The following is a 25827-nucleotide window of genomic DNA, read 5'->3' as shown; positions in this document are numbered from 1 at the left end:
CGCATCCTGCGCACCGCTCCGGGGGACGGTGCGCATGAGTGAGCCGAGGCGCCCGCAGCGCGGGCGGCTGCCGGGCCCCGGCGGGCCCCGGAAGGCCGGGGCGCCGGGCGCGGCCGGACAGGGCTCACAGCGGTCGCAGGACGCCAGGAGGCCGGGCCGTCCCGCCCCGGGCGCCGCCCGCCGGCCCGCCGCCCGCCGCCCGCGCCCGCCCCGCCCGCCGGCCCCGCTGCGGCTGGGCCGCCCCAAGCCCCGGCTGCGGCTCGTCAGCGTCGCGCTGACGCTGGTGATGCTCGCGTTCGTCGTCCGGCTGCTGCAGGTGCAGGCCGTCGACGCGCCCGCGTACGCGGCCAAGGCCGCCGTCAACCGCTGGGTCTCGCACACCGTCGCCGCCGACCGGGGGACCATCACCGACCGGTCGGGCACCGACCTGGCGACGACCGTCGACGCGTACGACATCACCGCGGACCCGTTCCTGTTCACCTCCGCCCAGACGAAGACCACGGACGCGCCCGCGCAGGCGGCCGAGCTCCTCGCGCCGATCGTCGGCGGCGACGCCAGGACCATCGCCAGGAAGCTCGCCACCCCGAACTCCCGCTACCAGGTCATCGCCAGACAGCAGTCCCCGCAGGTCTGGAACCAGATCAAGGACCTCAAGCGGGCGCTGAACGACAAGGCCGCCAAGACCAAGGGCGGCGTCAACGTACTGGCCGGGGTCTTCAGCGATCCGCACACCAAGCGGGTCTATCCCGGCGGCGACCTCGCGGCCGGAGTGATCGGCTTCGTCAACGGCGAGGGCGCCGGCGGCGGCGGTCTCGAGGCGATGCTCAACCAGGAGCTCGCGGGCGAGGCCGGCAGGATCCGCTACGCCCAGTCCAGCGGCCGCCAGGTGCCGACCGCCGGAGTCCAGGAGCACCCCGCCGTGCCCGGCTCCGACGTGCAGCTGACCATCGACCGCGACATCCAGTGGGCGGCGCAGAGCGCCATCACCGCACAGGTGCAGAAATCCCGGGCGGACCGCGGCTACGTCATCGTCCAGGACACCCGCACCGGCGAGATCCTCGCGATGGCCAACGCCCCCGGCTACGACCCGAACGACCTCACGCACGCCAGCGCCAACGCGCTCGGCAACGCGGCCGTCCAGGACGCCTACGAGCCCGGCAGCGTCAGCAAGCTGATGTCGATGGCCGCGGTCCTGGACCAGGGCGTCGCGACCCCGGAGACCCACGTCACGGTCCCCGGCACCCTGCCGCGCGCCGACCGGATCTTCCACGACGACGTGGACCACGGCACCTGGTCGCTGACCCTCAACGGGGTGCTCGCCAAGTCCAGCAACATCGGCACGATCCTGGCGACCGGCCAGCTCGGCAAGACCCAGGCGCAGGCGAACGCGGTGCTCTACTCGTATCTGAAGAAGTTCGGGATCGGCGATCCCACCGGGCTCGGCTTCCCCGGCGAGACCCGCGGGATCCTGGCCAAGCCGCAGAACTGGAACGCCTCCCAGCAGTACACGATCCCGTTCGGCCAGGGACTGTCGCTCAACGCCCTGCAGGCCACCTCGGTCTACTCGACGGTCGCCAACGGCGGCGTCCGCGTGGAGCCCACCCTGATCCGCGGCATCACCGGTCCCGACGGCCGCTTCGTACCGTCCGAGGCGCCCAAGACGTCCCGGGTGGTCAGCGAGAAGACCGCCAAGACGCTGGCGACCATGCTGGAGTCCGTGGTCGGCGACGAACAGGGCACCGGGAACAAGGCGCAGATCGCCGGATACCGGGTCGCGGGCAAGACCGGCACGGCCAACCGGGTGGACCCGGTCACCGGCCGGTACAAGGGGTACACGGCCTCGTTCCTGGGTTTCGCACCCGCCGACAACCCCCGGGTCACCGTCTCCTGCGTCATCCAGAACCCGACCAGCGGCAGCTACTTCGGCGGCCAGATCTGCGGCCCGGTCTTCAAGCAGGTCATGGAATTCGCCCTCAAATCCCTGCAGGCCGCGCCCTCCGGCACGGAGGCACCGCACCTGCCCGTCGAGTTCGACCCATCGAAGAGGTGACAACGATCACATCCGACGGCGACCGACCCGGCCGGGACCGGGGGTCTTTTGGCCCCGACCGGGGCCAGCCCGGTAACCTCACCGCCGTGCCAAAAGCTGATCAGTCCCCCCTCAAGCAGCCGGGCGCGCCCCGCCCGTCCGCAGTCCGACCCAAAGCGCTGGCGGAGCTGGCCGCGCGGCTCGGTGCGGAGCCGCCCGCGGACGGCGCCCCCGCCACCGGCATCACCCACGACTCCCGGGCGGTCCGCCCCGGCGACGTCTACGCGGCGCTGCCCGGCGCCCGCTTCCACGGCGCCGACTTCGCCGCCCAGGCGGCGGACCTGGGCGCCGTCGCGATCCTCACCGACCCGGCGGGCACCGAGCGCGCGGCGGCCACCGGTCTGCCGGTCCTGACCGTCGACGACCCACGCGCCCGGATGGGCGCGCTGGCCGCCTGGATCTACGACGAACCGGGCGAGGACCTGCTGCAGATCGGCATCACCGGAACGTCGGGCAAGACCACCACCGCCTATCTCGTCGAGGGCGGCCTGCGGGCCGTGCACGGCAGGAGCACCGGCCTCATCGGCACCGTCGAGTCGCGGATCGGCGACGAGCGGATCAAGAGCGAGCGCACCACTCCCGAGGCCACCGACCTCCAGGCGCTGTTCGCCGTCATGCACGAGCGGGGCGTCCGGTCGGTCGTCATGGAGGTCTCCAGCCACGCGCTGGTGCTCGGCCGGGTGGACGGCGCCGTCTTCGACGTGGCGGTCTTCAACAACCTCAGTCCCGAGCACATGGAATTCCACACGGACATGGAGGACTACTTCCAGGCGAAGGCGCGGCTGTTCACACCGCAGCGCAGCCGGGTCGGCGTCGTCAATCTGGACGACGCGTACGGCCGCCGGCTCGTCGCCGAGGCCGGGGTCCCCATCACCACGTTCTCCGCCGAGGGGGACCTGGACGCCGACTGGCGCGCCACGGACGTCGAGACCGGCCCGCTGGGCAGCACCTTCACCGTCACCGGGCCCAAGGGCGAGACGGCACGGGCCGCCGCCCCGCTGCCCGGCCCGTTCAACGTCGCCAACACCCTCGCCGCGATCACCGCGCTGGTCATCGCCGGAATGGACCCGCAGACCGCCGCGGACGGCGTCGCCGCCGTCCCCGGGGTGCCCGGCCGGCTGGAGGGCGTCGACGCGGGCCAGCCGTATCTCGCGGTCGTGGACTACGCCCACAAGACCGACGCCGTCGAGTCCGTGCTGCGCGCCCTGCGCAAGACCACCGAGGGCCGCATCCACGCCGTGCTCGGCTGCGGCGGCGACCGCGACCAGCACAAGCGCGGCCCGATGGGCGCCGCCTGCGCGCGGCTCGCGGACACCGCCGTACTGACGTCCGACAACCCGCGCTCCGAGGACCCGCTCGCGATCCTCGCCGCGATGCTGAACGGAGCAGCCGAAGTACCCGCCCACGAACGCGGGCACGTCATCGTCGAGCCCGACCGGGCCGCCGCCATCGCCATCGCGGTGGCCCGGGCCGAGCCCGGCGACATCGTGCTGGTCGCGGGCAAGGGCCATGAACAGGGCCAGGACATCGCCGGAGTGGTACGCCCCTTCGACGACCGGGAAGTACTGCGCGCCGCCATCGAGAAGGACCAGGAACAGCTGTGATCCCACTCACCCTCGCCGAGGTCGCCGACGCGGTCGGCGGGAGCATGCACGACATACCGGAACCAGGGACGCGCGTGACGGGCCCCGTGGTCATCGACTCCCGTGAGGTGGTGCCCGGCGCGCTGTTCGCCGCCTTCGCCGGCGAGCGTGTGGACGGCCACGACTACGCGGTGGGCGCCGTGAAGGACGGAGCGGTGGCGGTACTCGCCTCCCGCCCCGTCGGCGTGCCCGCGATCGTCGTCGACGACGTCGTGGCCGCGCTCGGCGCCCTCGCCCGGACCGTCATCGCCCGGCTCGGCGCGACCACCGTCGCCCTCACCGGTTCGGCCGGCAAGACCAGCACCAAGGACCTGATGGCCCAACTGCTGGAACGGCACGCTCCCACGGTGTGGACACCCGGCTCGCTGAACAACGAGATCGGGCTGCCGCTCACCGCGCTGCGCGCCGACGAGTCCACCCAGCACCTGGTGCTGGAGATGGGCGCCCGCGGCATCGGCCACATCCGGTATCTGACGGAGCTGACCCCGCCGCGGATCGGCGTCGTCCTGAACGTCGGGGCCGCGCACATCGGTGAGTTCGGCGGCCGCGATCAAACGGCCATCGCGAAGGGCGAACTCGTCGAGTCGCTGCCCGCCGCGGAACAGGGCGGAGTGGCGGTCCTCAACGCCGACGATCCGCTGGTGCGCGCGATGTCCTCGCGCACCTCGGCCCGCGTCGTGCTCTTCGGCGAAGGGGCCGAAGCCGAGGTCCGCGGGGAGAATGTCCGGCTCAACGACCGAGGTCAGGCGCTCTTCACACTCCGCACACCCACCGGGTGCGCCGAAGTGACCTTGCGCCTGTACGGTGAGCACCACGTGTCGAACGCGCTCGCCGCGGCCGCCGTCGCCGGTGAACTGGGCATGCCCGTCGAGGAGATCGCCACCGCGCTCTCCGCCGCGGGAACCCTTTCGCACTGGCGTATGGAGGTCACCGAGCGGCCCGACGGCGTGACGGTCGTCAACGACGCCTACAACGCGAACCCCGACTCCATGAGAGCCGCTCTGCGCGCGCTCGCCGCCATGGGGCGCGGGCGCCGTACGTGGGCGGTGCTCGGCGAGATGGCCGAACTCGGTGGGGAGTCCCTCACCGAGCACGACGCGGTCGGGCGACTGGTCGTCCGGCTCAACGTCAGCAAGCTCGTGGCCGTGGGCGGCTTGGAAGCCGCCTGGTTGGATATGGGCGCCAAGAACGAGGGTTCGTGGGGTGAGGAGTCGGTGCACGTGTCCGACGCGGAGACGGCGATCGACCTGCTGCGCAGCGCATTGCGCCCGGGGGACGTCGTGCTGGTGAAGGCATCTAGGTCGGTCGGACTGGAGCGCGTGGCGCTGGCGCTGCTCGACGGCACCGAAGGTGAGGTCGCCGCGCGATGAAGCAGATTCTCGTATCCGGTGTGCTCGGTCTCTTCCTGTCGCTGATCGGCACTCCGCTGCTGATCCGGCTGCTGGCCCGCAAGGGTTACGGGCAGATGATCCGTGACGACGGTCCGAAGGCGCACCACAGCAAGCGCGGCACTCCGACGATGGGCGGCATCTCGTTCATCCTGGCGACCCTGGTCGCCTATGCCGCGACCAAGGTCATCACCAGCGAGCGGCCGACCATGTCCGGTCTGCTGGTGCTGTTCCTGACCGCGGGACTCGGTCTGGTCGGCTTCCTGGACGACTACATCAAGATCGTCAAGCAGCGGAGCCTGGGCCTGCGGGCCAAGGCGAAGCTGGGCGGCCAGCTCATCGTCGGCATCGCGTTCGCGGTCCTGGCGCTGAACTTCTCCGACTCGCGCGGCCAGACCCCGGCCTCCACCAAGCTGTCCTTCACCCAGGACTTCGGCTGGACGATAGGTCCAGTGATCTTCGTCATCTGGGCGCTGTTCATGATCCTGGCGATGTCCAACGGTGTGAACCTCACCGACGGCCTCGACGGTCTGGCCACCGGCGCGTCCGTGATGGTCTTCGCCGCCTACACCGTCATCGGCGTCTGGCAGTACGGCCAGTGGTGCGGCGCCCCGCTCAGCGCCAACGGCGCCTGTTACGAGGTCAGGGACCCACTCGACCTCGCGGTCGTCGCCGCGGCCCTGATGGGCGCGTGCTTCGGCTTCCTGTGGTGGAACACCTCACCGGCCAAGATCTTCATGGGCGACACCGGCTCGCTGGCCCTCGGCGGCGCGCTCGCCGGCCTGGCGATCTGCTCGCGCACCGAGATGCTGCTCGCGATCCTCGGCGGCCTGTTCGTCCTCATCACGCTCTCCGTCGTCATCCAGGTCGGCTCCTTCCGGCTCACCGGCAAGCGGGTCTTCCGGATGGCGCCACTCCAGCACCACTTCGAACTCAAGGGCTGGAGCGAAGTCCTGGTCGTGGTCCGCTTCTGGATCATCCAGGGCATGTGCATGGCCATCGGCCTCGGCCTGTTCTACGCCGGCTGGGTGGCCGCCTCGTGACAGCGCCGCACCCGGTGGCAACAGAACTGGCGGGCGTCCGCGTCACCGTCGCGGGCCTGGGCGTCTCCGGCGTCCCGGCCGCACGGGCGCTGCACGCCCTGGGCGCCGTCGTCACCGTCGTGAACAGCGGCGACGGCGAGCGGGAGCGGGCCGAGGCCGAGGGGCTGCGGGAGCTGGGCGTCACCGTGCGCCTCGGCGACGGCGACACCCTCCCCGAAGGCACCGGGCTCGTCGTCACCGCACCGGGCTGGAAGCCCACGAGCCCGCTCTTCGCGGCCGCCGAGGCGGCCGGTGTCGAGGTGTGGGGCGATGTGGAGCTGGCCTGGCGGCTGCGTGGCGGGGCCGACAAGAATCCAGCGCCGTGGCTGGCGGTCACCGGCACCAACGGCAAGACCACCACCGTCCAGATGCTCGCCGCCATCCTCAAGGCCGCCGGCCTGCGGACCGCCGCCGTCGGCAACATCGGCGTCTCGGTCCTGGACGCCGTGCTCGGCGAGGAGAAGTACGACGTCCTGGCCGTCGAGCTGTCCAGCTACCAGCTGCACTGGGCGCCCAGCGTCAGGCCGCACTCCGCGGTGGTGCTGAACCTGGCGCCCGACCACCTGGACTGGCACGGCTCCATGGCGGCGTACGCCGCCGACAAGGGCCGGATCTACGAGGGCAACCAGGTCGCCTGCGTGTACAACACCGCGGACCCGGCGACCGAGGCACTGGTCCGCGAGGCCGACGTCGAGGAGGGCGCCCGCGCGATCGGCTTCACCCTCGGCAGCCCGGGCCCGTCCCAGTTCGGCGTCGTGGACGGCATCCTGCTCGACCGCGCCTTCGTCGAGGGACGGCACAAGAACGCCCAGGAGCTCGCGGAAGTCTCCGACGTCCAGCCGCCCGCCCCGCACAACATCGCCAACGCGCTGGCCGCCGCGGCGCTGGCTCGCGCCTTCGGCGTCGAACCGGCCGCCGTACGCGACGGGCTGCGCGCCTTCCGGCCCGACGCCCACCGCATCGCCCTCGTGGAGACCGTCGACGACGTCGCCTACGTGGACGACTCCAAGGCCACCAACACGCACGCCGCCGAGGCCTCGCTGGCCGCCTACGAGTCCATCGTGTGGATCGCCGGCGGCCTCGCCAAGGGCGCCACGTTCGACGAGTTGGTCCGCAGGTCCGCCCCGCGGCTGCGCGGCGCGGTGCTGATGGGCGCCGACCGCGCGCTGATCCGCGAAGCGCTCGCGCGACACGCCCCCGAGGTCCCGGTCACCGACCTGGAACGGACCGACACTGGGGCGATGGCCGCGGCGGTGGAGGCGGCGAGGGAGCTCTCCCGGCCGGGTGACACGGTTCTGCTGGCACCGGCCTGCGCCTCCATGGACATGTTCACCAACTACGGCAAGCGTGGCGAGGCATTCGCCGAGGCCGTGCGGGCCCTGGTACCCGAGAGCGCGGGACACGACAAGTAGCCGGGCGTCCCCGCGCCGCTGACGACCCCCAGGTCGTGAACCCCCGGCGCCGCACCACTGGAGGGGACGCATGACGGCCGACCGTTCCGCCGCCCGCGGCGTGGAGCGCCGTTCCCGGGAAGGGGCAGCCCGCGTGCTGCCCGCCAAGCGCGTCGCTGCGGGCCCCGCCAGGCCCGCCGCACCCGCTCCGGCACGCAAGGAGACCAGGACCCGGCGGTCCGGCCCCCTGGGGGGCCCACGCAGGCTCCACGACCGCCTCCAGGCGGCCTGGGACCGGCCGCTCACCGCGTATTACCTGATCCTCGGCGGAAGCCTGCTCATCACCGTTCTCGGGCTGGTGATGGTCTACTCCGCGTCGATGATCCAGGCGCTGCGCTACGGCTACCCCTCCACGTACTACTTCCGCAAGCAGTTGCTGGCCGCCGCCATCGGCACCGTGCTGCTGATCTCCGCGGCGCGGATGCCCGTCAAGCTGCACCGCGCGCTGGCGTATCCGCTGCTGCTCGGCGCCGTTTTCCTGATGTGCCTGGTCCAGGTGCCGGGAATAGGGGAAACGGTCAACGGCAATACCAACTGGATCTCTCTCGGCGGGCCTTTCCAGCTGCAGCCCAGCGAATTCGGCAAGCTCGCACTCGTCCTGTGGGGCGCCGACCTGCTGGCCCGCAAGAGCGACAAGAACCTGCTCATCCAGTGGAAGCACCTGCTGGTGCCCCTGGTGCCCGTGACATTCATGGTGCTCGGCCTGATCATGCTCGGCGGCGACATGGGCACCACGATCATCCTCACCGCGATTCTCTTCGGCCTGCTCTGGCTGGCCGGTGCGCCCACCCGGTTGTTCGTGGGAGTGCTTTCCGGCGCGGCCTTCCTCGCGTTCCTGGCCATCAAGACCAGCCCCAACCGGATGTCACGGCTCGGCTGCATCGCGGCGAGCGATCCGGGCACCAACGACCAGTGCTGGCAGGCCGTGCACGGGATCTACGCCCTCGCATCCGGTGGCTGGTTCGGTTCCGGACTGGGCGCGAGTATGGAAAAATGGGGCGAACTGCCCGAGCCGCACACCGACTTCATCTTCGCCGTCACCGGGGAGGAACTGGGTCTCGCGGGGACGCTGTCGGTTCTCGCCCTCTTCGCGGCCCTAGGCTATGCGGGTATCCGCGTGGCCGGTCGTACGGAGGACCCCTTCGTCAGGTTCGCAGCGGGTGGCGTGACAACCTGGATCACGGCTCAGGCCGTGATCAACATTGGTGCGGTGCTCGGCCTGCTGCCGATCGCCGGAGTCCCGCTTCCGCTGTTCTCCTACGGAGGTTCGGCCCTCCTGCCGACGATGTTCGCGATCGGGTTGCTCATCTCCTTCGCAAGGAGTGAGCCCGGGGCGCGAGCGGCACTGGCCGTGCGCGGACCCGGGGTGATGTCACGGACGATGAGACGGTTCGTCAAAGGACGGCCGTCCGGGAAGCGGTGAATTTCGGTGCATGTCGTACTCGCCGGTGGGGGGACCGCCGGCCACATCGAGCCTGCGCTCGCGCTCGCCGATGCCCTGCGCAGGCAGGACCCGACCGTAGGAATCACAGCGCTCGGCACGGAGAAGGGCCTGGAGACCAGGCTCGTCCCGGAGCGCGGTTATGAACTGGCGCTGATCCCGGCCGTTCCGCTGCCACGCCGCCCCACGCCCGAACTGATCACCGTCCCCGGACGGCTGCGCGGCACCATCAAGGCCGCGGAGCAGATCCTGGAACGCACCAAGGCCGATGTGGTCGTCGGGTTCGGCGGCTACGTCGCGCTGCCCGGCTATCTCGCCGCCAAGCGGCTCGGTGTGCCGATCGTCGTCCACGAGGCCAACGCCCGCCCCGGCCTCGCCAACAAGATCGGCTCGCGCTACGCCCACGGCGTGGCCGTCAGCAGCCCGGACAGCAAGCTGCGCAACGCCCGTTACATCGGCATCCCGCTGCGCCGGACGATCGCCACCCTCGACCGGGCCGCCGTGCGCGCCGAGGCGCGGGCCTATTTCGGCCTCGACCAGAACCTTCCGACGCTGCTGGTCTCCGGAGGCTCCCAGGGGGCCCGCCGGCTGAACGAGGTGATCGCCACGGTCGCCCCGCGACTGCAGCAGTCGGGCGTCCAGATCCTGCACGCCGTCGGCCCGAAGAACGAACTTCCGGTCGCCGACAACATGCCCGGAATGCCGCCCTACCGCCCGGTTCCGTACATCGACCGGATGGATCTCGCCTACGCGGCCGCCGACATGATGCTCTGCCGGGCCGGCGCGATGACCGTCGCCGAGCTGTCCGCGGTCGGCCTGCCGGCCGCCTACGTCCCGCTGCCGATCGGCAACGGCGAACAGCGCCTCAACGCCCAGCCGCTGGTCAAGGCGGGCGGCGGGCTGCTGGTGGACGACGCGGAGGTGACCCCGGACTGGGTCATCGGCAACGTCCTCCCGGTGCTCACCGATCCGCACCGGCTGTACGAGATGTCCCGGCACGCCGCCGAGTTCGGCCGCCCCGACGCCGACGACCTGCTGGTCGGCATGGTGTACGAGGCGATCGCCGCCCGCCGGGCAGGATAGGAGCCCCCCGGCGGGCTTGGACAGCAAGCCCGCCCAGGGGCGTCCCCGGTCAGCTTCCGGGGGCGGCCAGGGCGCAGGAAGGGGCGAACGCATGGCCGGACCGACCACCGCCGAACGCGGCGAGAAGGCGGAGCCGACCGCCCCCGCGCGTCGCACGCCCGCCCGCCGCAGGCGCGCGCGCCGCGCCGTGCTGATCCTGCTCGTCCTCGTCACCGTGCTGACCGCCGCCGGGACATGGCTGGTCTACGGCTCGTCCTGGCTGCGCGCGCGGCACGTCACGGTCAGCGGCACCAAGGTGCTCACCGCCGACGAGGTGCGCGCCGCCGCGGCCGTACCGCTCGGGGGCCCGCTCGCCTCGATCGACACCGGCGCCGTCGAACGTCGGCTGCTCGCCGCCCTGCCGCGGATCGCCGAGGTGACCGTCGAACGGGACTGGCCGCACGGCATCGGTCTGAAAGTGACCGAGAGAACGCCTTCCGCGGTACTGAAGAGCGGCGAAAAGTTCATCGAAGTGGACGCGGAAGGCGTACGTTTCGCCACCGTCGTCACCGCGCCGGCCGGTGCGCCTCTCGTGGAATTGACTCCGGATCAGTCTCCGAGCCTTCTCCACTTCGGAACAAAGAGCCTGCTGCGGGCGGCCGTCGAAGTCTCCGCGAGTCTCCCCGATTCCGTCCGCAAGGATGCCCGTGTCATCAGGATGCGGTCCTATGACAGCGTCATCGTCGAACTGTCCGGCGGCCGGACCGTGGTGTGGGGGAGCTCCGAAGAGGGTGCGCAGAAGGCGTCGGTGCTGATCGCTCTGATGAAGGCCGCGAAAAACGCGAACAGATTCGATGTAAGCGCTCCCAGCGCCCCTGCGGCATCGGGAAGTTGACGACGGGTATCCCGGTTCGCCCCCTGGTTCGCCCGACCGGGCCGTGATCACATAGGGTCAAAAGAAAAACGGGAGGTTCGGCGTGTTCGTTGAACGCACACCGCTTGTCGACTTAGTGTCCTGTCCCAAGGAACGCATGGGACAGGCATACTGGTAACCCTAAACCTCAGCGTTAGGGTTCGGGGCAGCACCGGCGAACGTACCGACCGTCCCACAGGCATACGTAACTCGAGGCGAGAGGCCTTCGACGTGGCAGCACCGCAGAACTACCTCGCAGTCATCAAGGTCGTCGGAATCGGCGGCGGTGGCGTCAATGCCATCAACCGGATGATCGAGGTCGGTCTCAAGGGCGTCGAGTTCATCGCGATCAACACCGATGCGCAGGCCCTCCTGATGAGCGACGCCGACGTCAAGCTCGACGTCGGCCGCGAACTCACCCGCGGCCTCGGCGCCGGCGCGAACCCCGATGTCGGCCGCAAGGCCGCCGAGGACCACCGCGAAGAGATCGAAGAAGTGCTCAAGGGCGCCGACATGGTCTTCGTCACCGCGGGCGAGGGCGGCGGCACCGGCACCGGTGGCGCACCCGTGGTCGCCAACATCGCCCGTTCGCTGGGCGCCCTGACGATCGGTGTGGTCACCCGGCCCTTCACCTTCGAGGGACGCCGCCGCGCCAACCAGGCGGAGGACGGCATCGCCGGTCTCCGCGACAATGTCGACACTCTCATCGTCATCCCCAACGACCGGCTGCTGTCCATCTCGGACCGCCAGGTCAGCGTGCTCGACGCGTTCCGGTCCGCGGACCAGGTGCTGCTGTCCGGCGTGCAGGGGATCACCGATCTGATCACCACCCCGGGTCTCATCAACCTGGACTTCGCCGATGTGAAGTCCGTGATGTCTGAAGCGGGTTCCGCCCTGATGGGCATCGGTTCGGCCCGTGGCGACGACCGCGCGGTCGCGGCCGCGGAGATGGCCATCTCCTCGCCGCTGCTCGAAGCGTCCATCGACGGTGCCCGCGGCGTGCTGCTCTCCATCTCCGGCGGCTCCGACCTCGGCCTGTTCGAGATCAACGAGTCGGCTCAGCTGGTGAGCGAGGCCGCGCACCCCGAGGCCAACATCATCTTCGGCGCGGTCATCGACGACGCGCTCGGCGACGAGGTCCGGGTCACCGTCATCGCGGCCGGCTTCGACGGCGGCCAGCCGCCGCCCAAGGGCAGCCGCGACAAGGTGCTCGGCGCGTACGGCGCCCGCGAGGAGGCCCCCGCGACCGGCCCCGCCCGGGTCGGCAACCAGGCCGAGGCCCCGCGCCCGACCTCCTACAGCGGCCTCGGCAGTGTGCCGGTCCGCGCCGAGGAGCCGGAGCCCGTCGGCCCCTCCAATGAAGTACCGGCGACTCCCGTTGCCCCGCCGCACGTGCCGCCGGCCCGTCCGTACCAGGACTCCGCGGCGGAAGAGCTGGACGTACCCGATTTCCTGAAGTGAGCTTCCCTCAGTTCCTCGGGTGAAGTGACCTTCTTGTCCTCTTGTTCGTGAAGTGGCCGGGTTCGGCCCCTCGGTGAACGGCGCGCATTTCGTCCCTCCTCAGGAAGGGGCGCGATGAGCGCCGTTCGCTGTGTATCCGCCCAACTCGCCCGATTCGAGACGGCTACGGGTGAGATATCCCATGTTCGTACCATCGGATCGACTGAAGGAACGTGAGCGAGGCAGTGACGGATCGCAAGGCCCAACTGGCCGCGAATCTGGCCCGGGTCGAGGAGCGCATCACCGCCGCGTGCGACGCGGCGGGCCGCGACCGCAAGGACGTGACGCTCGTGGTGGTCACCAAGACCTACCCCGCGAGCGATGTGCGTTTTCTCTCGGAACTCGGCGTTCAGCAGGTCGCGGAGAACCGCGACCAGGACGCCGCCCCGAAGGCGGCCGAGTGCGCGGATCTGCCGCTGACCTGGCACTTCGTGGGCCAGTTGCAGACCAATAAAGTCCGTTCCGTGGTCGGTTACGCCGATGTCGTGCACTCCGTCGACCGGCTCCGGCTGGTCGGCGCGCTGTCCACCGCGGCGGTCGCCCGCGGCCGCGAGGTGGGCTGTCTGGTCCAGGTGGCCCTTGACGCCGAGTCAGGGACCCAGGGCAGCAGGGGCGGAGTCGCGCCCGACGTCGTCGGCGGCCTCGCCGACGCGATCGCGGCGGCGCCGGGCCTCCGGCTCGACGGGCTGATGACGGTCGCTCCGCTCGACGGCCCGTACCGGGGCCAACCACGCGCCGCCTTCGATCGGCTGGCGGAAATCTCATCCGGCCTGCGCGCGGCCCATCCGGCTGCCACCATGGTCTCGGCAGGGATGAGCGCCGACCTGGAGCAGGCGGTGGCGGCGGGAGCGACACATGTACGCGTCGGTACTGCGGTACTCGGAGTCCGTCCCGGGCTCCGGTAACGTCACCAAACAAGTCGGACCACAGCAATAAATATGGTCTTTCCCCGCTGAGAGGACGCAGAGCATGGCCGGCGCGATGCGCAAGATGGCGGTCTACCTCGGCCTCGTGGAGGACGACGGGTACGACGGCCCGGGATTCGATCCCGACGACGAGTTCGAACCCGAGCCGGAGCCTGAGCGCAACCACAGGCCACGCAGTCAGCACAATCAGCACAATGAGCTCGCCCAGCACCAGCCACAACGGGACGAACCGGCACGACTCGTCCATGCGCCGGCGCCCCGCGAACCGCGGATCGCCCCAGTGGCGTCCATCACACCCGAACGTCACAGCATGGAGAAGAACGCACCGGTGATCATGCCCAAGGTCGTGTCCGAGCGTGAGCCCTACCGGATCACCACACTTCACCCCCGCACGTACAACGAAGCCCGTACCATCGGGGAACACTTCCGCGAGGGCACACCGGTGATCATGAATCTGACGGAGATGGACGACACGGACGCAAAGCGTCTTGTCGACTTCGCCGCCGGCCTGGTCTTCGGCCTGCACGGCAGCATCGAGCGGGTGACGCAGAAGGTGTTCCTGCTGTCGCCTGCTAACGTCGATGTCACGGCGGAGGACAAGGCCCGCATCGCCGAGGGCGGGTTCTTCAACCAGAGCTGAGCACCACACACCGAGGAAATCCGGCCACCAGGCCGAAGGCGAGCAGGGGAGAGGGACGCGCGATGAGCTACGCACTACAGGTGCTCTACATCGTGCTGATGTGCTTCCTGATCGTGCTGATCTTCCGGTTGGTGATGGATTACGTCTTCCAGTTCGCGCGCTCGTGGCAACCTGGGAAGCCGATGGTGGTGGTCCTTGAGGCCACCTACACCGTCACCGATCCGCCACTCAAGCTTCTGCGGCGGTTCATTCCGCCGCTGCGTCTCGGGGGCGTGGCGCTCGACCTGTCCTTCTTCGTATTGATGATCATCGTGCTCATCCTGCTCCGCGTTGTCGGGAGTCTGTGATGAACGATGCGGACTCCCGATATGTCGACGATCACGTTGAGGTGAAGAGATGCCGCTGACCCCCGAGGACGTGCGGAACAAGCAGTTCACGACCGTCCGCCTCCGAGAAGGTTATGACGAGGACGAGGTCGACGCCTTCCTCGATGAGGTCGAGGGAGAGCTGACCAGGCTCCTACGAGAAAACGAGGACCTGCGGGCCAAACTGGCCGCGGCCACCCGAGCCGCCGCCCAGAACCAGCAGCAGGGCATGCGCAAGCCGGAGTCGCAGGACCGTCCGGTCCCCGCGGCCATATCCGGACCGCAGCCCGTGCCGCCGCAGCAGATGGGTCCGCCCCAGCAGATGGGGCAGCCCCAGCAGCAGTCCGGCGCACTGCAGCTGCCTGCCGGGCCGAGCGCCCAGCAGCAGCACGGTCCCGGTCCGATGGGCCAGGGCCCCATGGGTCAGGGCCCGATGGGCCAGAACCCGATGGGTCAGGGTCCGATGGGCCAGAACTCGATGGGCCAGCAGCAGCACCCGATGCAGCAGCAGCATCCGATGCAGCAGCAGCATCCGATGCAGCAGCAGGGTCACCCCATGCAGCAGCAGTCGCCCGGCGGCGACAGCGCGGCCCGGGTTCTTTCGCTGGCGCAGCAGACCGCCGACCAGGCGATCGCGGAGGCCCGTTCCGAGGCCAACAAGATCGTCGGCGAGGCACGCAGCCGCGCCGAGGGTCTGGAGCGGGACGCCCGTGCCAAGGCTGACGCCCTGGAGCGGGACGCGCAGGAGAAGCACCGCGTCGCGATGGGCTCGCTGGAGTCCGCCCGCGCCACGCTGGAGCGCAAGGTCGAGGACCTGCGCGGCTTCGAGCGCGAGTACCGGACCCGTCTGAAGTCCTACCTGGAGAGCCAGCTGCGCCAGCTGGAGACCCAGGCGGACGACTCGCTGGCTCCGCCGCGCGCCCCGGCCGCCGCGTCGCTGCCCGCTCCGTCCTCCATGGGCGGCGGCACGATGGGTGGATCCATGGGCGGTGGCATGGCTCCGGCCGGTGCCGGTGCGATGGGCCACAACACCGGCCAGAACCCGGCGTACGGGAACCAGGGCATGGGCCACAGCGGCCCGAACCCGACGTACGGCGGTCAGCAGCAGATGTCTCCGGCCATGACGCAGCCGATGGCTCCGGTGCGGCCGCAGAGCCCGCAGCCGCTGCAGCAGGCGCCTACGCCGATGCGTGGCTTCCTGATCGACGAGGACGACAACTAGTCGCTTGCCGCTGAGCTGAGCGGTAAGCATCGGGCCGGGCCCCTGGGGAGTTTGCTCCCTTGGGGCCCGGCCCGTTTTGCGCGCTTCGGGCCGGTGCGAGGTCGGGGCCGGCCCCTCGCGTTCGAGCCCGCTCCGGCACATGGCGAAGGCCGCCGCCCAACCCTGGAAGGGTTGGGCGGCGGCCTTCGGTCGTTCTTACTGCTTGCGCAGGTGGAAGGTCAGGCCGAGTTGGTCGTCCGTGAAGGGCTGGCCGTAGGTGTGGTCCGGGTCGCCGGCGGCGAAGTCTGTTGCCAGGACCTCGTCGGCGATCAGGGTGGCGTGTTCGGTCAGGGCGGTGGTCAGGTCGTCGCTCGCGGACTGCCAGCGGACGGCGATGCGGTCCGCCACGTCCAGGCCCGAGTTCTTGCGGGCCTCCTGGATCAGCCGGATCGCGTCGCGGGCCAGGCCCGCCAGGCGGAGTTCGGGGGTGATCTCCAGGTCCAGGGCGACGGTCGCGCCGGAGTCGGACGCCACCGACCAGCCCTCGCGCGGGGTCTCGGTGATGATCACTTCATCCGCGGAGAGCGGGATCCGCTCGCCGTTGAACTCGACGGTGGCGGTGCCGTCGCGCAGCGCCGCGGAGAGCGCCGCCGCATCGGCGGCCGCGACGGCCTTCGCGACGTCCTGGACGCCCTTGCCGAAGCGCTTGCCGAGCGCCCGGAAGTTCGCCTTGGCCGTCGTGTCGACCAGGGATCCGCCGACCTCGGAGAGCGAGGCGAGGGAGAGCACGTTGAGTTCCTCGGTGATCTGCGTGTGCAGCGCCGGGTCGAGGGATTCGAAGCCGGCGACGGCCACCAGGGCGCGGGAGAGCGGCTGGCGGGTCTTGACGCCGGACTCGGCGCGGGTCGCGCGGCCCAGTTCCACCAGGCGGCGGACGAGCAGCATCTGCTCGGAGAGGGTCGGGTCGATCGCGGACTCGTCGGCGGCCGGCCACGAGGAGAGGTGGACGGAGTCCGGGGCGTCCGGGGTGACCGGGACGACGAGGTCCTGCCAGACCCGCTCGGCGATGAACGGCGTGAGCGGGGCCATCAGGCGGGTGATCGTCTCGACCACGTCGTGCAGGGTGCGCAGCGCGGCGGCGTCGCCCTGCCAGAAGCGGCGGCGCGAACGGCGGACGTACCAGTTGGACAGGTCGTCGACGAAGGACGAGAGCAGCTTGCCCGCGCGCTGGGTGTCGTACGACTCCAGGGATTCGGTGACGTCACGGGTGAGGGCGTGCAGCTCGCCCAGCAGCCAGCGGTCCAGCAGCGGGCGGTCGGCCGGGGCCGGGTCGCTCGCGCTGGGGGTCCAGCCGGCGGTGCGGGCGTACAGGGCCTGGAAGGCGACGGTGTTCCAGTAGGTGAGGAGGGTCTTGCGGACCACTTCCTGGATCGTGCCGTGGCCGACCCGGCGGGCGGACCAGGGCGAGCCGCCGGCCGCCATGAACCAGCGGACGGCGTCGGCGCCGTGCTGGTCCATGAGCGCGATGGGCTCCAGGGTGTTGCCCAGGTGCTTGGACATCTTGCGGCCGTCCTCGGCGAGGATGTGGCCCAGGCAGACCACGTTCTCGTAGGCGGACCGGTCGAAGACCAGGGTGCCGACGGCCATCAGCGTGTAGAACCAGCCGCGGGTCTGGTCGATCGCCTCGGAGATGAACTGCGCGGGGTAGCTCTTCTCGAAGATCTCCTTGTTGCGGTGCGGGTAGCCCCACTGCGCGAACGGCATCGATCCCGAGTCGTACCAGGCGTCGATGACCTCGGGGACCCGGACGGCGGTGAGTTCGCAGCCTTCGCCGGTGCAGGAGAACGTGATCTCGTCGATGTACGGGCGGTGCGGGTCCAGACCGCTCTGGTCGGTGCCCGTGAGCTCCGACAGCTCGGTGAGGGAGCCCACGCACGTGAGGTGGTTCTCCTCGCAGCGCCAGACCGGCAGCGGGGTGCCCCAGTAGCGGTTGCGGGAGAGGGCCCAGTCGACGTTGTTGTTCAGCCAGTCGCCGAAGCGGCCCTGCTTGACCGAATCCGGGTACCAGTTGGTCTTCTCGTTCTCGCGCAGCATCGCGTCCTTGACGGCGGTGGTGCGGATGTACCAGGACGGCTGCGCGTAGTAGAGCAGCGCGGTGTGGCAGCGCCAGCAGTGCGGGTAGCTGTGCTCGTACGGGACGTGGCGGAAGAGGCGGCCGGTGCGCTGGAGCTCCGCGACCAGCTTTTCGTCCGCCTTCTTGAAGAACTCGCCGCCGACGAGCGGGACCTCCGGCTCGAAGGTGCCGTCGGGGCGGACCGGGTTCACCACGGGGAGGCCGTAGGCGCGGCAGACCTTGAGGTCGTCCTCACCGAAGGCGGGGGACTGGTGGACCAGACCGGTGCCGTCCTCGGTGGTGACGTACTCGGCGTTGACGATGTAGTGCGCGTCCGGGATCTCGATGAAGTCGAAGGGGCGCTCGTACGTCCAGCGCTCCATCTCGGCGCCGGTGAAGCTGACGCCGGTGGCGGTCCAGCCCTCGCCGAGGGCCTTCTCCAGCAGCGGTTCGGCGACGACCAGCTTCTCGTCGCCGTCGGTCGCCACCACGTAGGTGACCGCGGGGTGGGTGGCGACGGCGGTGTTGGAGACCAGGGTCCAGGGGGTGGTCGTCCAGACCAGGAGGGCGGCCTCGCCCGCGAGCGGGCCCGAGGTCAGCGGGAAGCGGACGAAGACGGAGGGGTCGACGATCGTCTCGTAGCCCTGCGCCAGTTCGTGGTCCGACAGGCCCGTCTGGTCCTTCGGGCACCAGGGGGCGACGCGGTAGTCCTGGACCAGCAGGCCCTTGTCGAAGATCTGCTTCAGCGACCACCACACGGACTCCACGTACTGCGGGTCCATCGTGCGGTAGGCGTCGTCCAGGTCGACCCAGTAACCCATGCGGGTCGTCAGCTCGGTGAAGGCGTCGGTGTGGCGGGTCACCGACTCGCGGCACTTCGCGTTGAACTCGGCGATGCCGTAGTCCTCGATGTCCTGCTTGCTGGTGAACCCGAGTTCCTTCTCGACGGCCAGCTCGACGGGCAGGCCGTGGCAGTCCCAGCCGGCCTTGCGGGTCACGTGGTGGCCCCGCATGGTCTTGAAGCGGGGGAAGACGTCCTTGAAGACGCGGGCCTCGATGTGGTGCGCGCCCGGCATGCCGTTGGCGGTCGGCGGGCCCTCGTAGAACACCCACTCGGGCAGCCCCTCGGACTGGTCGAGGGAGCGGGCGAAGATCTTGTTCTCGCTCCAGAAGCCGAGCACCTCGTGCTCGAGAGCGGGCAGGTCGACCTGGGCGGGTACCTGGCGGTACTGCGGCGTCATCGGTGGTGCCTCCGGCGGACTGTCACGTGTTTCCGTGTTCCGACGAAGGGACGAGAGCCTGGGCTCCCGCGGTACCACCCTTCTTGGCCCGGGAGGCGGCGCCCCCTGGACCCCCTTGATTGGGGCCGCGATGCCGGTTCTACTCGCCCTGCGGCTTTCCTCCGGCGGCTCCGGGGTGATCTTCGCGTCGCGCACACCCCCGGGCTTCCACCGTCCCCGGGTCGCTCTTGGCTGCGTGCGGCGCTACTCGTCCCTTTCCACGCCTTTCGCTGCGGCCAGTGTACGGGGCCGGGGGCCGCCCTGTCGGCCCGGTTCCGCGGGTCGGCGGGGCGGGTCCCACTGACCCGAATGGCCTGATGAAGACAACCGAAGTCCGGCCGTCCGGCGTCACTACCGGTGAATACCGGAATACCTGGTGGAACACCTGGGCACACAGGATGCAGACCTGTCGGCCCACCGGGCGTGACGGGGGGATCAAGCGGCGTGCCCCGTTGCCGCGGGTCCGGAGCCGTTTTACCGTTCCGGCACGATTCGCGAGCAAGATCACAAAATGTGAAGGGGTCGCGGCCATGGTCGTGAAGAAGACCGCCGCCAAGAAGACGACACCGGCGAAGAAGGCGGCCACCGCCGCCAAGAAGGCCGTGAAGAAGGTCGTGGCGAAGAAGACCGCGGCAGTGAAGAAGACGGGAGCCAAAAAGGTGGTTGCGAAGAAGACGGCGGCCGGTACGGTCGCGTCCGCGGTTCCCGCCTCCCGGGCGGCCGGGGAGCCCGGCGTGCTCCCGGTCCGGCCGGGGGAGGACCCCTGGTCCGCCTCCGAGGTCCTGGAGGCCCGTGCCGAGCTGCTCGCGGAGGCCGAGCGGCTGCGGGCCGAGATCGCGTCCTCGGAGGCGTCGGTGGCGGGGCTGCTGCGCGATTCCGGGGGCGGCGCGGGTGACGACGACGCCGACACCGGCACCAAGAACATCACCAGGGAGCACGAGATGTCGCTGGCAGCGACCGCCCGCGAGATGCTCGCCCAGTCCGAGCACGCCCTGGAGCGGCTCGACGAGGGCACGTACGGCCGCTGCGAGTCCTGCGGCAACCCGATCGGCAAGGCGCGGATGCAGGCCTTCCCGCGGGCGACCCTGTGCATCGACTGCAAGCAGCGGCAGGAGCGTCGCTGAACCCCTGCCCCCGGCCGGGGGGAACCCCGCGCGCGGGTGTGACGTACCCTCGTCAACAGCCAGGATCCGGCCTGGCCGGCACAAGCTGCACAAGGGCTGAGGGACTCACGTGACGGAAGCGGAGCACGGCATCGAGGAACGGGACGAAGAGGCCACGGCAGCGGCCGGAGCCCCTGAGGAGGCGCCGCTCACCGCACCCAGGGGCAAGCGGCGCATCGCCCTCCTGCTCACGGTGGCGGCGCTGGCGTACGCCCTGGACCTGCTGTCCAAGCTCTGGGTGGTCACCAGCCTCGAACACCGCGACACCCCGATCGACCTGCTCGGCAGCTGGCTGCGGCTCGAGGCGATCCGCAACGGGGGAGCGGCCTTCGGCTTCGGCCAGGGCATGACGATCGTCTTCACGATCATCGCGGCCGGGGTGATCGTGGTGATCGCCCGGCTGGCCCGCAAGCTCTACAGCCTGCCCTGGGCGATCGCGCTCGGGCTGCTGCTCGGCGGGGCCTTCGGCAACCTCACCGACCGGGTCTTCCGGTCGCCGGGGTTCCTGGAGGGGCATGTGGTGGACTTCATCGCGCCCGCCCACTTCGCGGTCTTCAACCTCGCCGACTCCGCGATCGTCTGCGGCGGCATCCTGATCGTGCTGCTGTCCTTCCGCGGCCTCGACCCGGACGGCACCCTGCACCGCGACTGAGCCGCGGCCGGGCCGCCGGCCGGCCGCCGGGTCCGGGCCGCCGGGACGGAGCTGCCACCGCCGTCCGTCATACTCGACCAGGTGAGTACCCTTCCCGAGACCCGGACCCTGCCCGTACCCGACGGCCTAGAAGGCGAGCGCGTCGACGCCGCCATCGCGCGTATGTTCGGCTTTTCGCGCACCAAGGCGGCGGAGCTGGCTGCTTCCGGGAAGGTCTCCATCGACGGCAGCCCCGCGATGAAGTCCGACCGGGTGCACGGCGGAGCCTGGCTGGAGGTCGAGATGCCGGCGCCGCCCCAGCCCGTGCAGATCGTGGCCGAGGCCGTCGAGGGCATGGTGATCGTCCATGACGACGACGATCTCGTGGTGATCTCCAAGCCGGTCGGCGTGGCCGCGCACCCCAGCCCCGGCTGGACCGGCACGACCGTCATCGGCGGCCTCGCCGCCGCCGGCTACCGGATCTCCACCTCCGGTGCCGCCGAGCGCCAGGGCATCGTGCACCGGCTCGACGTGGGCACCTCGGGGCTGATGGTCGTCGCCAAGTCCGAGCGCGCGTACACACTGCTCAAGCAGCAGTTCCGCGAGCGCGTCGTCGACAAGCGCTACCACGCGCTGGTGCAGGGCCACCCGGACCCGATGAGCGGCACCATCGACGCCCCGATCGGCCGGCACCCGAACCACGACTACAAGTGGGCCGTGATCGCCGAGGGCAAGCCCAGCGTCACGCACTACGACCTCATCGAGGCGTTCCGGCACGCGAGCCTGCTCGACATCAAGCTGGAGACCGGCCGCACCCACCAGATCCGGGTGCACATGTCCGCCCACCGCCACCCCTGCGTCGGCGACCTCACGTACGGCGCCGACCCGACGCTGTCCAAGCGGCTCGGCCTGAGCCGCCAGTGGCTGCACGCGGTGAAGCTCGGCTTCGAGCACCCGTCGGACGGCCGCTGGGTGGAGTTCGAGAGCGCGTACGCCGACGATCTCCAGCGCGCCCTGGACGTCGTCCGGGAGGACAGCGTCTGATGGACGTCCGGGTCGTCGACGCGCAGGACGCCGACGGCATGGCGGCCGTGCACGCCATCCGTCACGAGGTCTTCGTCGTCGAGCAGAACGTCCCGGCCGAGCTGGAGTGGGACGGCAAGGACGACCGGGCCGTGCACGCGCTGGCCCCGGCCGCCGGTACCGGACGGCTGCTGCTGGGCGCCGACGCCGCCGCCAAGAACGGCGGCGACCCGGACACCGCGGTGCTCGGCCGGCTCGCGGTGCTCAAGCCCGCGCGCGGCAGCGGCGTCGGCGCCCGGCTGGTCGCCGCGCTGGAGGACGAGGCCCGCAGGCTCGGACTCGCGGGTGTCTACCTGGAGTCGCAGGTGCACGCGATCGCCTTCTACGAGCGGCTGGGCTACACCCCGTTCGGGCCGGAGTTCCCCGACGCGGGCATCGCACACCGCGCCATGCGGCGCTCCCTGGGCTGACGCCCCGCCTGTGGCACCCTGAGGCGTCCCTTCCCAGGAGTCCCAGGAGCCGCCCGCCGTGGACCAGCTCGTCCTGTTCTTCTCGCTCATGCTCGCGGCCATCGTCATGGTGCCGCTGGGCGACCGGATGGGGCTCCCGTCGCCGGTCCTGATGACCCTGTTCGGCATCGTGCTGGCCCTGGTGCCACAGATCCCGAACGTGCAGATCGACCCCGATCTGATTCTGCCGGTCGTCTTGCCGCCGCTGCTCTACGCGTCCGTGCAGCGCACCTCGTGGCGGCAGTTCGCGGCCAACAAGCGGGCGATCTTCCTGCTGGCGGTCGCCCTGGTCTTCGTCACGACGGCGGCCGTCGCGGTCGTCGCCAACGCGATCGTGCCCGGGGTGACGGTCGCCGCCGCGGTCGCGCTCGGCGCGCTGGTGGCGCCGCCCGACCCGGTGGCCGCGACCGCGGTGGCCGGCAGCCTGGGGCTGCCGCGGCGGATGGTCTCGATCCTGGAGGGCGAGGGGCTGTTCAACGACGTCACCGCGATCGTGCTCTACCACGTGGCGATCGCCGCGGCCGTGACCGGGAAGTTCTCCGCCGAGCACGCGGCCGGCGAACTGGTGCTGTCCGCCGTGGTCGCGGTCGCGGTCGGCATGGCGCTCGGCTGGGCCGCCAACAAGCTGATGGGCATCGTCGGGGACCCGACCCTGCAGATCGGGCTGACGCTGCTGGTCCCGTTCGCCTCGTACGGCCTCGCCGAGGAGCTCGGCGGCTCCGGGGTCCTCGCGGTGCTCACCACCGCGCTCTTCCTGGCCGAGCACGCCGTCGGGGCGGACGATGTGACGGCGCGGCTGGCCGGCACCACCTTCTGGGAGATCGTCGACACCCTCGTCACCGGCGTCGCGTTCGGCCTCATCGGGCTGGAGCTGCACAACGTGTTCGCCGTCGGCGCCGGCCGCTGGGGCTCGATGCTCTCGCACGCCGGACTGGTGATCGCCGTGGTCGTCGGCGTCCGGCTGGTGTGGCTGCTGCCGGCCGCCTGGCTGGCCCGCAGGTGGCGGGACCAGCGGCACGACGAGGACATCCCGATGACCTGGCGGGAGACCGTCGTCATGTGGTGGGCGGGGATGCGCGGCGTGGCGTCCGTCGCCCTGGCCCTCGCCATCCCGCTGACCTCGGACGACGGCCCCTTCCCGGCCCGTGACGAGCTGCTGTTCATCGCCTTCGCGGTCGTCCTGGCCACCCTGGTCCTGCAGGGTCTGACGCTGCCCTGGCTGGTCAGGAGGCTCGGGGTGCGCGGCAACATCGACGCCGAGCACGACCTGGAGCGGAGGCTCGCGCTGCGTGCCACCAAGGCGGCCAAGCAGCGGCTGCGGGAGATCGAGCTGGTCGAGCCGCTGCACGAGGAGGTGTCGGAGATGCTCCAGCGGCGCGCCTTCGACCTCGGGGCCCGGATCTCGCCCGACATCGTCGACGACGACCGCCGTGAGTCGCACGCCAAGCGCACCGAGCGGCTGCGGGTCATACAGCGGGTCCAGGCCGAGATGATGTCGGCCGCCCGGCACGAGGTGCTGGCCGCCCGCAGCGAGCCCGGCTCCGACCCGGAGATCGTGGACCGGGTGCTGCGCCTGCTGGACCTGCGCTCGGTGCGCTGAACTCCGTACGCCGAGCTCCGTGCTCCGCCGTTACCGCGCGCCCGGCCCCGGGCCGATGTCGTCGGAGGTGGGCGGGGCGGCCGGCGGACGCGGCGGCTCCGCGTCCAGCCCCGGCGCGGGCGCGGTGTTCAGCCGCGGCAGCGCGTACGGGTGCTCGCGGCGCACCCACTCCAGCAGCTGCTCGCGGACGACGCAGCGGACGGTGAAGATGTCGTCCGCGTCCTTGGCGGTGACCAGCGCCCGCACCTGGATGGTGGTCGGCGTGGTGTCGATGACGACCAGCCCCCAGGCCCGCTGGTCCCACTGCTCGCACTCCTTGAGCACCAGGTGCAGCTGCTCGCGCATCAGGTCGATCGGGGCCGAGTGGTCCAGGTGGAAGAAGACGGTGCCGGTCATCATCGGGTCGCCGCGCGACCAGTTCTCGAACGGCTTGCTGGTGAAATACGACACAGGCATCGTGATGCGGCGCTCGTCCCAGGTCCGCACCGTCAGATAGGTGAGGGTGATCTCCTCGACCGTGCCCCACTCCCCGTCGACCACCACGGTGTCGCCGATCCGCACCATGTCGCCGAAGGCGATCTGCAGCCCCGCGAAGATGTTGCCCAGCGTGGACTGGGCCGCGACACCGGCCACGATGCCGATGATCCCGGCCGAGGCGAGCATCGAGGCGCCGATCGTGCGCATCTCGGGGAAGGTGAACAGCATCGCGGCGATCGCCACCACGATCACGACGGCGGTCACCACCCGCTGGATCAGCGTCACCTGGGTGCGGACCCGCCGGACCCGGGCCACATTGTGCGAGGTCGAGGCGTAGCGGTCGTACGAGGCGTCCACCACCGCCGACGCGACCCGTACCGTCAGCCAGGCGCAGGCGCCGATCAGCACCAGGCTCAGGATCTGGCCGACAGCCGCCGTATGCGCCTTGGCGAGATGCGCCGCCCGGTACGAGGCGCGCAGCAGCGCCGTGCACAGCACCAGCTGGAACGGGATCCGGCAGCGGCGCAGCAGGCCCCACAGCGGGGTCTCGGGGTGCCGCGCGTCGACCTTGACGAGCGTCTTGTCCATGGCCCAGCCGACGACCAGGGTCACCACCACCGACGCTCCGATGACGATCACCGGCCGCAGCACGTTCTCCATGTCCACAGGCGCTCCCTCCGAGTGCTTTGTCCCCTGACGGTAACTGGCACCATGGACGCGTACCCGACAGCGAGTGAAGGCAGCCCCGTGAAAATCGTGATGTTCCACTCGGCCCATGGGCTCCGGCCCGCCGTGCGAGCGGCCGCCGAGCGACTGCGTGCCGCCGGGCACGAGGTGTACGTCCCCGACCTCTACGACGGCCGGACGACCGACACCGTCGAGGAGGGCATGAAGATCAAGGACGCGATCGGCCGCGAGGAACTCCTCCAGCGGGCGGTCGCCGCCGCGGCTCCGCACTCCGACCAGGGACTGGTCTACGCCGGCTTCTCGCTCGGCGGCTCCATCGCCCAGACCCTCGCGCTGGGCGACGAGAAGGCCCGCGGGCTGCTGCTCCTGCACGGCACGTCGGACATCGCGGAGGACGCGGTGACGGATCAGCTGCCGGTGCAGCTGCATGTGGCGGAGCCGGATCCGTTCGAGTCGGAGGACTGGCTCAACGCGTGGTACCTGCGGATGGCGAAGACGGGCGCGGACGTCGAGGTGTACCGGTACCGGGGAGCGGGTCACCTCTACACGGACCCCGAACTGGACGACTACGACGCCGAGGCCGCGGAGCAGACGTGGGCTGTCGCCCTGAGCTTCCTCGCGGACCTCGACGCCGGAGCCTGAG

At 70.7% G+C, this 25827-nt stretch carries 21 protein-coding genes; 19 read left to right on the top strand and 2 right to left on the bottom strand.

Annotated features, from left to right (window positions below; genetic code table 11):
- The first annotated feature begins 34 nt into the window (after positions 1–34).
- From LNW72_RS12275 to LNW72_RS12215, 13 genes are all read left to right on the top strand, one after another.
- Positions 35–2050 carry a penicillin-binding protein 2 gene (locus LNW72_RS12275; RefSeq protein WP_250975432.1) on the top strand — a complete coding sequence of 672 codons (2016 nt, stop codon included), beginning with the start codon at positions 35–37 and terminating at the stop codon, positions 2048–2050.
- Positions 2047–3693, top strand: a complete 1647-nt coding sequence (locus LNW72_RS12270) for a UDP-N-acetylmuramoyl-L-alanyl-D-glutamate--2,6-diaminopimelate ligase (RefSeq protein ID WP_250975431.1) — start codon at positions 2047–2049, stop codon at positions 3691–3693. The genes LNW72_RS12275 and LNW72_RS12270 overlap by 4 nt, the downstream gene beginning before the upstream one ends.
- Positions 3690–5102, top strand: coding sequence for a UDP-N-acetylmuramoyl-tripeptide--D-alanyl-D-alanine ligase (gene murF, locus LNW72_RS12265; protein WP_250975430.1), 1413 nt, complete (start codon positions 3690–3692; stop codon positions 5100–5102). The genes LNW72_RS12270 and murF overlap by 4 nt, the downstream gene beginning before the upstream one ends.
- Positions 5099–6163 carry a phospho-N-acetylmuramoyl-pentapeptide-transferase gene (mraY, locus tag LNW72_RS12260; RefSeq protein WP_138356957.1) on the top strand — a complete coding sequence of 355 codons (1065 nt, stop codon included), beginning with the start codon at positions 5099–5101 and terminating at the stop codon, positions 6161–6163. The genes murF and mraY overlap by 4 nt, the downstream gene beginning before the upstream one ends.
- A 14-nt stretch (positions 6164–6177) precedes the next feature.
- Positions 6178–7614 (top strand): UDP-N-acetylmuramoyl-L-alanine--D-glutamate ligase, encoded by a 1437-nt coding sequence (gene murD, locus LNW72_RS12255; RefSeq protein ID WP_250980123.1) that lies wholly within the window; start codon positions 6178–6180, stop codon positions 7612–7614.
- A 70-nt stretch (positions 7615–7684) separates the two neighbouring features.
- A complete protein-coding gene (gene ftsW / locus LNW72_RS12250; RefSeq protein WP_250975429.1) occupies positions 7685–9076 on the top strand; it encodes a putative lipid II flippase FtsW in 1392 nt (463 codons plus the stop codon).
- Positions 9077–9082: 6 nt separating this feature from the next.
- Complete coding sequence (gene murG / locus LNW72_RS12245) at positions 9083–10177, top strand: undecaprenyldiphospho-muramoylpentapeptide beta-N-acetylglucosaminyltransferase (RefSeq protein ID WP_250975428.1); 1095 nt, start codon at positions 9083–9085, stop codon at positions 10175–10177.
- Positions 10178–10268: 91 nt separating this feature from the next.
- Positions 10269–11051 (top strand): FtsQ-type POTRA domain-containing protein, encoded by a 783-nt coding sequence (locus tag LNW72_RS12240; RefSeq protein WP_250975427.1) that lies wholly within the window; start codon positions 10269–10271, stop codon positions 11049–11051.
- A 249-nt stretch (positions 11052–11300) separates the two neighbouring features.
- Positions 11301–12530: a cell division protein FtsZ gene (ftsZ, locus tag LNW72_RS12235; protein ID WP_250975426.1), complete on the top strand. Its 1230-nt coding sequence runs from the start codon at positions 11301–11303 to the stop codon at positions 12528–12530.
- Positions 12531–12754: 224 nt separating this feature from the next.
- On the top strand, positions 12755–13474 hold the full coding sequence (locus LNW72_RS12230; RefSeq protein WP_250975425.1) for a YggS family pyridoxal phosphate-dependent enzyme: 720 nt from the start codon (positions 12755–12757) through the stop codon (positions 13472–13474).
- Between the two features lie 64 nt (positions 13475–13538).
- Positions 13539–14135, top strand: a complete 597-nt coding sequence (locus LNW72_RS12225; protein ID WP_138356951.1) for a cell division protein SepF — start codon at positions 13539–13541, stop codon at positions 14133–14135.
- A gap of 62 nt (positions 14136–14197) precedes the next feature.
- Positions 14198–14482: a YggT family protein gene (locus LNW72_RS12220; RefSeq protein WP_138356950.1), complete on the top strand. Its 285-nt coding sequence runs from the start codon at positions 14198–14200 to the stop codon at positions 14480–14482.
- Positions 14483–14531: 49 nt separating this feature from the next.
- On the top strand, positions 14532–15722 hold the full coding sequence (locus LNW72_RS12215; protein ID WP_250975424.1) for a DivIVA domain-containing protein: 1191 nt from the start codon (positions 14532–14534) through the stop codon (positions 15720–15722).
- Positions 15723–15917: 195 nt separating this feature from the next.
- On the opposite strand, the gene ileS is transcribed toward LNW72_RS12215, so the two are convergent.
- Positions 15918–19055, bottom strand: coding sequence for an isoleucine--tRNA ligase (gene ileS / locus LNW72_RS12210; RefSeq protein ID WP_250975423.1), 3138 nt, complete (start codon positions 19053–19055; stop codon positions 15918–15920).
- Between the two features lie 569 nt (positions 19056–19624).
- Between ileS and LNW72_RS12205 the strand changes: the two genes are divergently transcribed.
- The 5 genes from LNW72_RS12205 (at position 19625) to LNW72_RS12185 (ending at position 24020) form a co-directional block, all read left to right on the top strand.
- Complete coding sequence (locus LNW72_RS12205; protein WP_250975422.1) at positions 19625–20218, top strand: TraR/DksA family transcriptional regulator; 594 nt, start codon at positions 19625–19627, stop codon at positions 20216–20218.
- A gap of 109 nt (positions 20219–20327) precedes the next feature.
- A complete protein-coding gene (lspA, locus tag LNW72_RS12200) occupies positions 20328–20909 on the top strand; it encodes a signal peptidase II (RefSeq protein ID WP_250975421.1) in 582 nt (193 codons plus the stop codon).
- An 81-nt stretch (positions 20910–20990) separates the two neighbouring features.
- Complete coding sequence (locus tag LNW72_RS12195; protein ID WP_250975420.1) at positions 20991–21932, top strand: RluA family pseudouridine synthase; 942 nt, start codon at positions 20991–20993, stop codon at positions 21930–21932.
- Positions 21932–22381: a GNAT family N-acetyltransferase gene (locus tag LNW72_RS12190; RefSeq protein ID WP_250975419.1), complete on the top strand. Its 450-nt coding sequence runs from the start codon at positions 21932–21934 to the stop codon at positions 22379–22381. Before LNW72_RS12195 ends, LNW72_RS12190 begins: the two co-directional genes overlap by 1 nt.
- A 58-nt stretch (positions 22382–22439) precedes the next feature.
- A complete protein-coding gene (locus LNW72_RS12185; protein ID WP_250975418.1) occupies positions 22440–24020 on the top strand; it encodes a Na+/H+ antiporter in 1581 nt (526 codons plus the stop codon).
- 30 nt (positions 24021–24050) lie between these two features.
- Here the strand turns inward: LNW72_RS12185 and LNW72_RS12180 are convergent, their stop codons facing one another.
- Positions 24051–25157 carry a mechanosensitive ion channel family protein gene (locus tag LNW72_RS12180; protein WP_250980122.1) on the bottom strand — a complete coding sequence of 369 codons (1107 nt, stop codon included), beginning with the start codon at positions 25155–25157 and terminating at the stop codon, positions 24051–24053.
- Between the two features lie 51 nt (positions 25158–25208).
- On the opposite strand from LNW72_RS12180, the gene LNW72_RS12175 reads away from it, so the two are divergent.
- Positions 25209–25826, top strand: coding sequence for a dienelactone hydrolase family protein (locus LNW72_RS12175; RefSeq protein ID WP_285369526.1), 618 nt, complete (start codon positions 25209–25211; stop codon positions 25824–25826).
- Position 25827 lies beyond the last annotated feature (1 nt).

This window comes from Streptomyces sp. RKAG293 (assembly GCF_023701745.1).
Taxonomy (GTDB): domain Bacteria; phylum Actinomycetota; class Actinomycetes; order Streptomycetales; family Streptomycetaceae; genus Actinacidiphila.
Note: the sequence above shows the minus strand (reverse complement) of the source record. Positions and strands in the feature narration are given on the sequence as shown.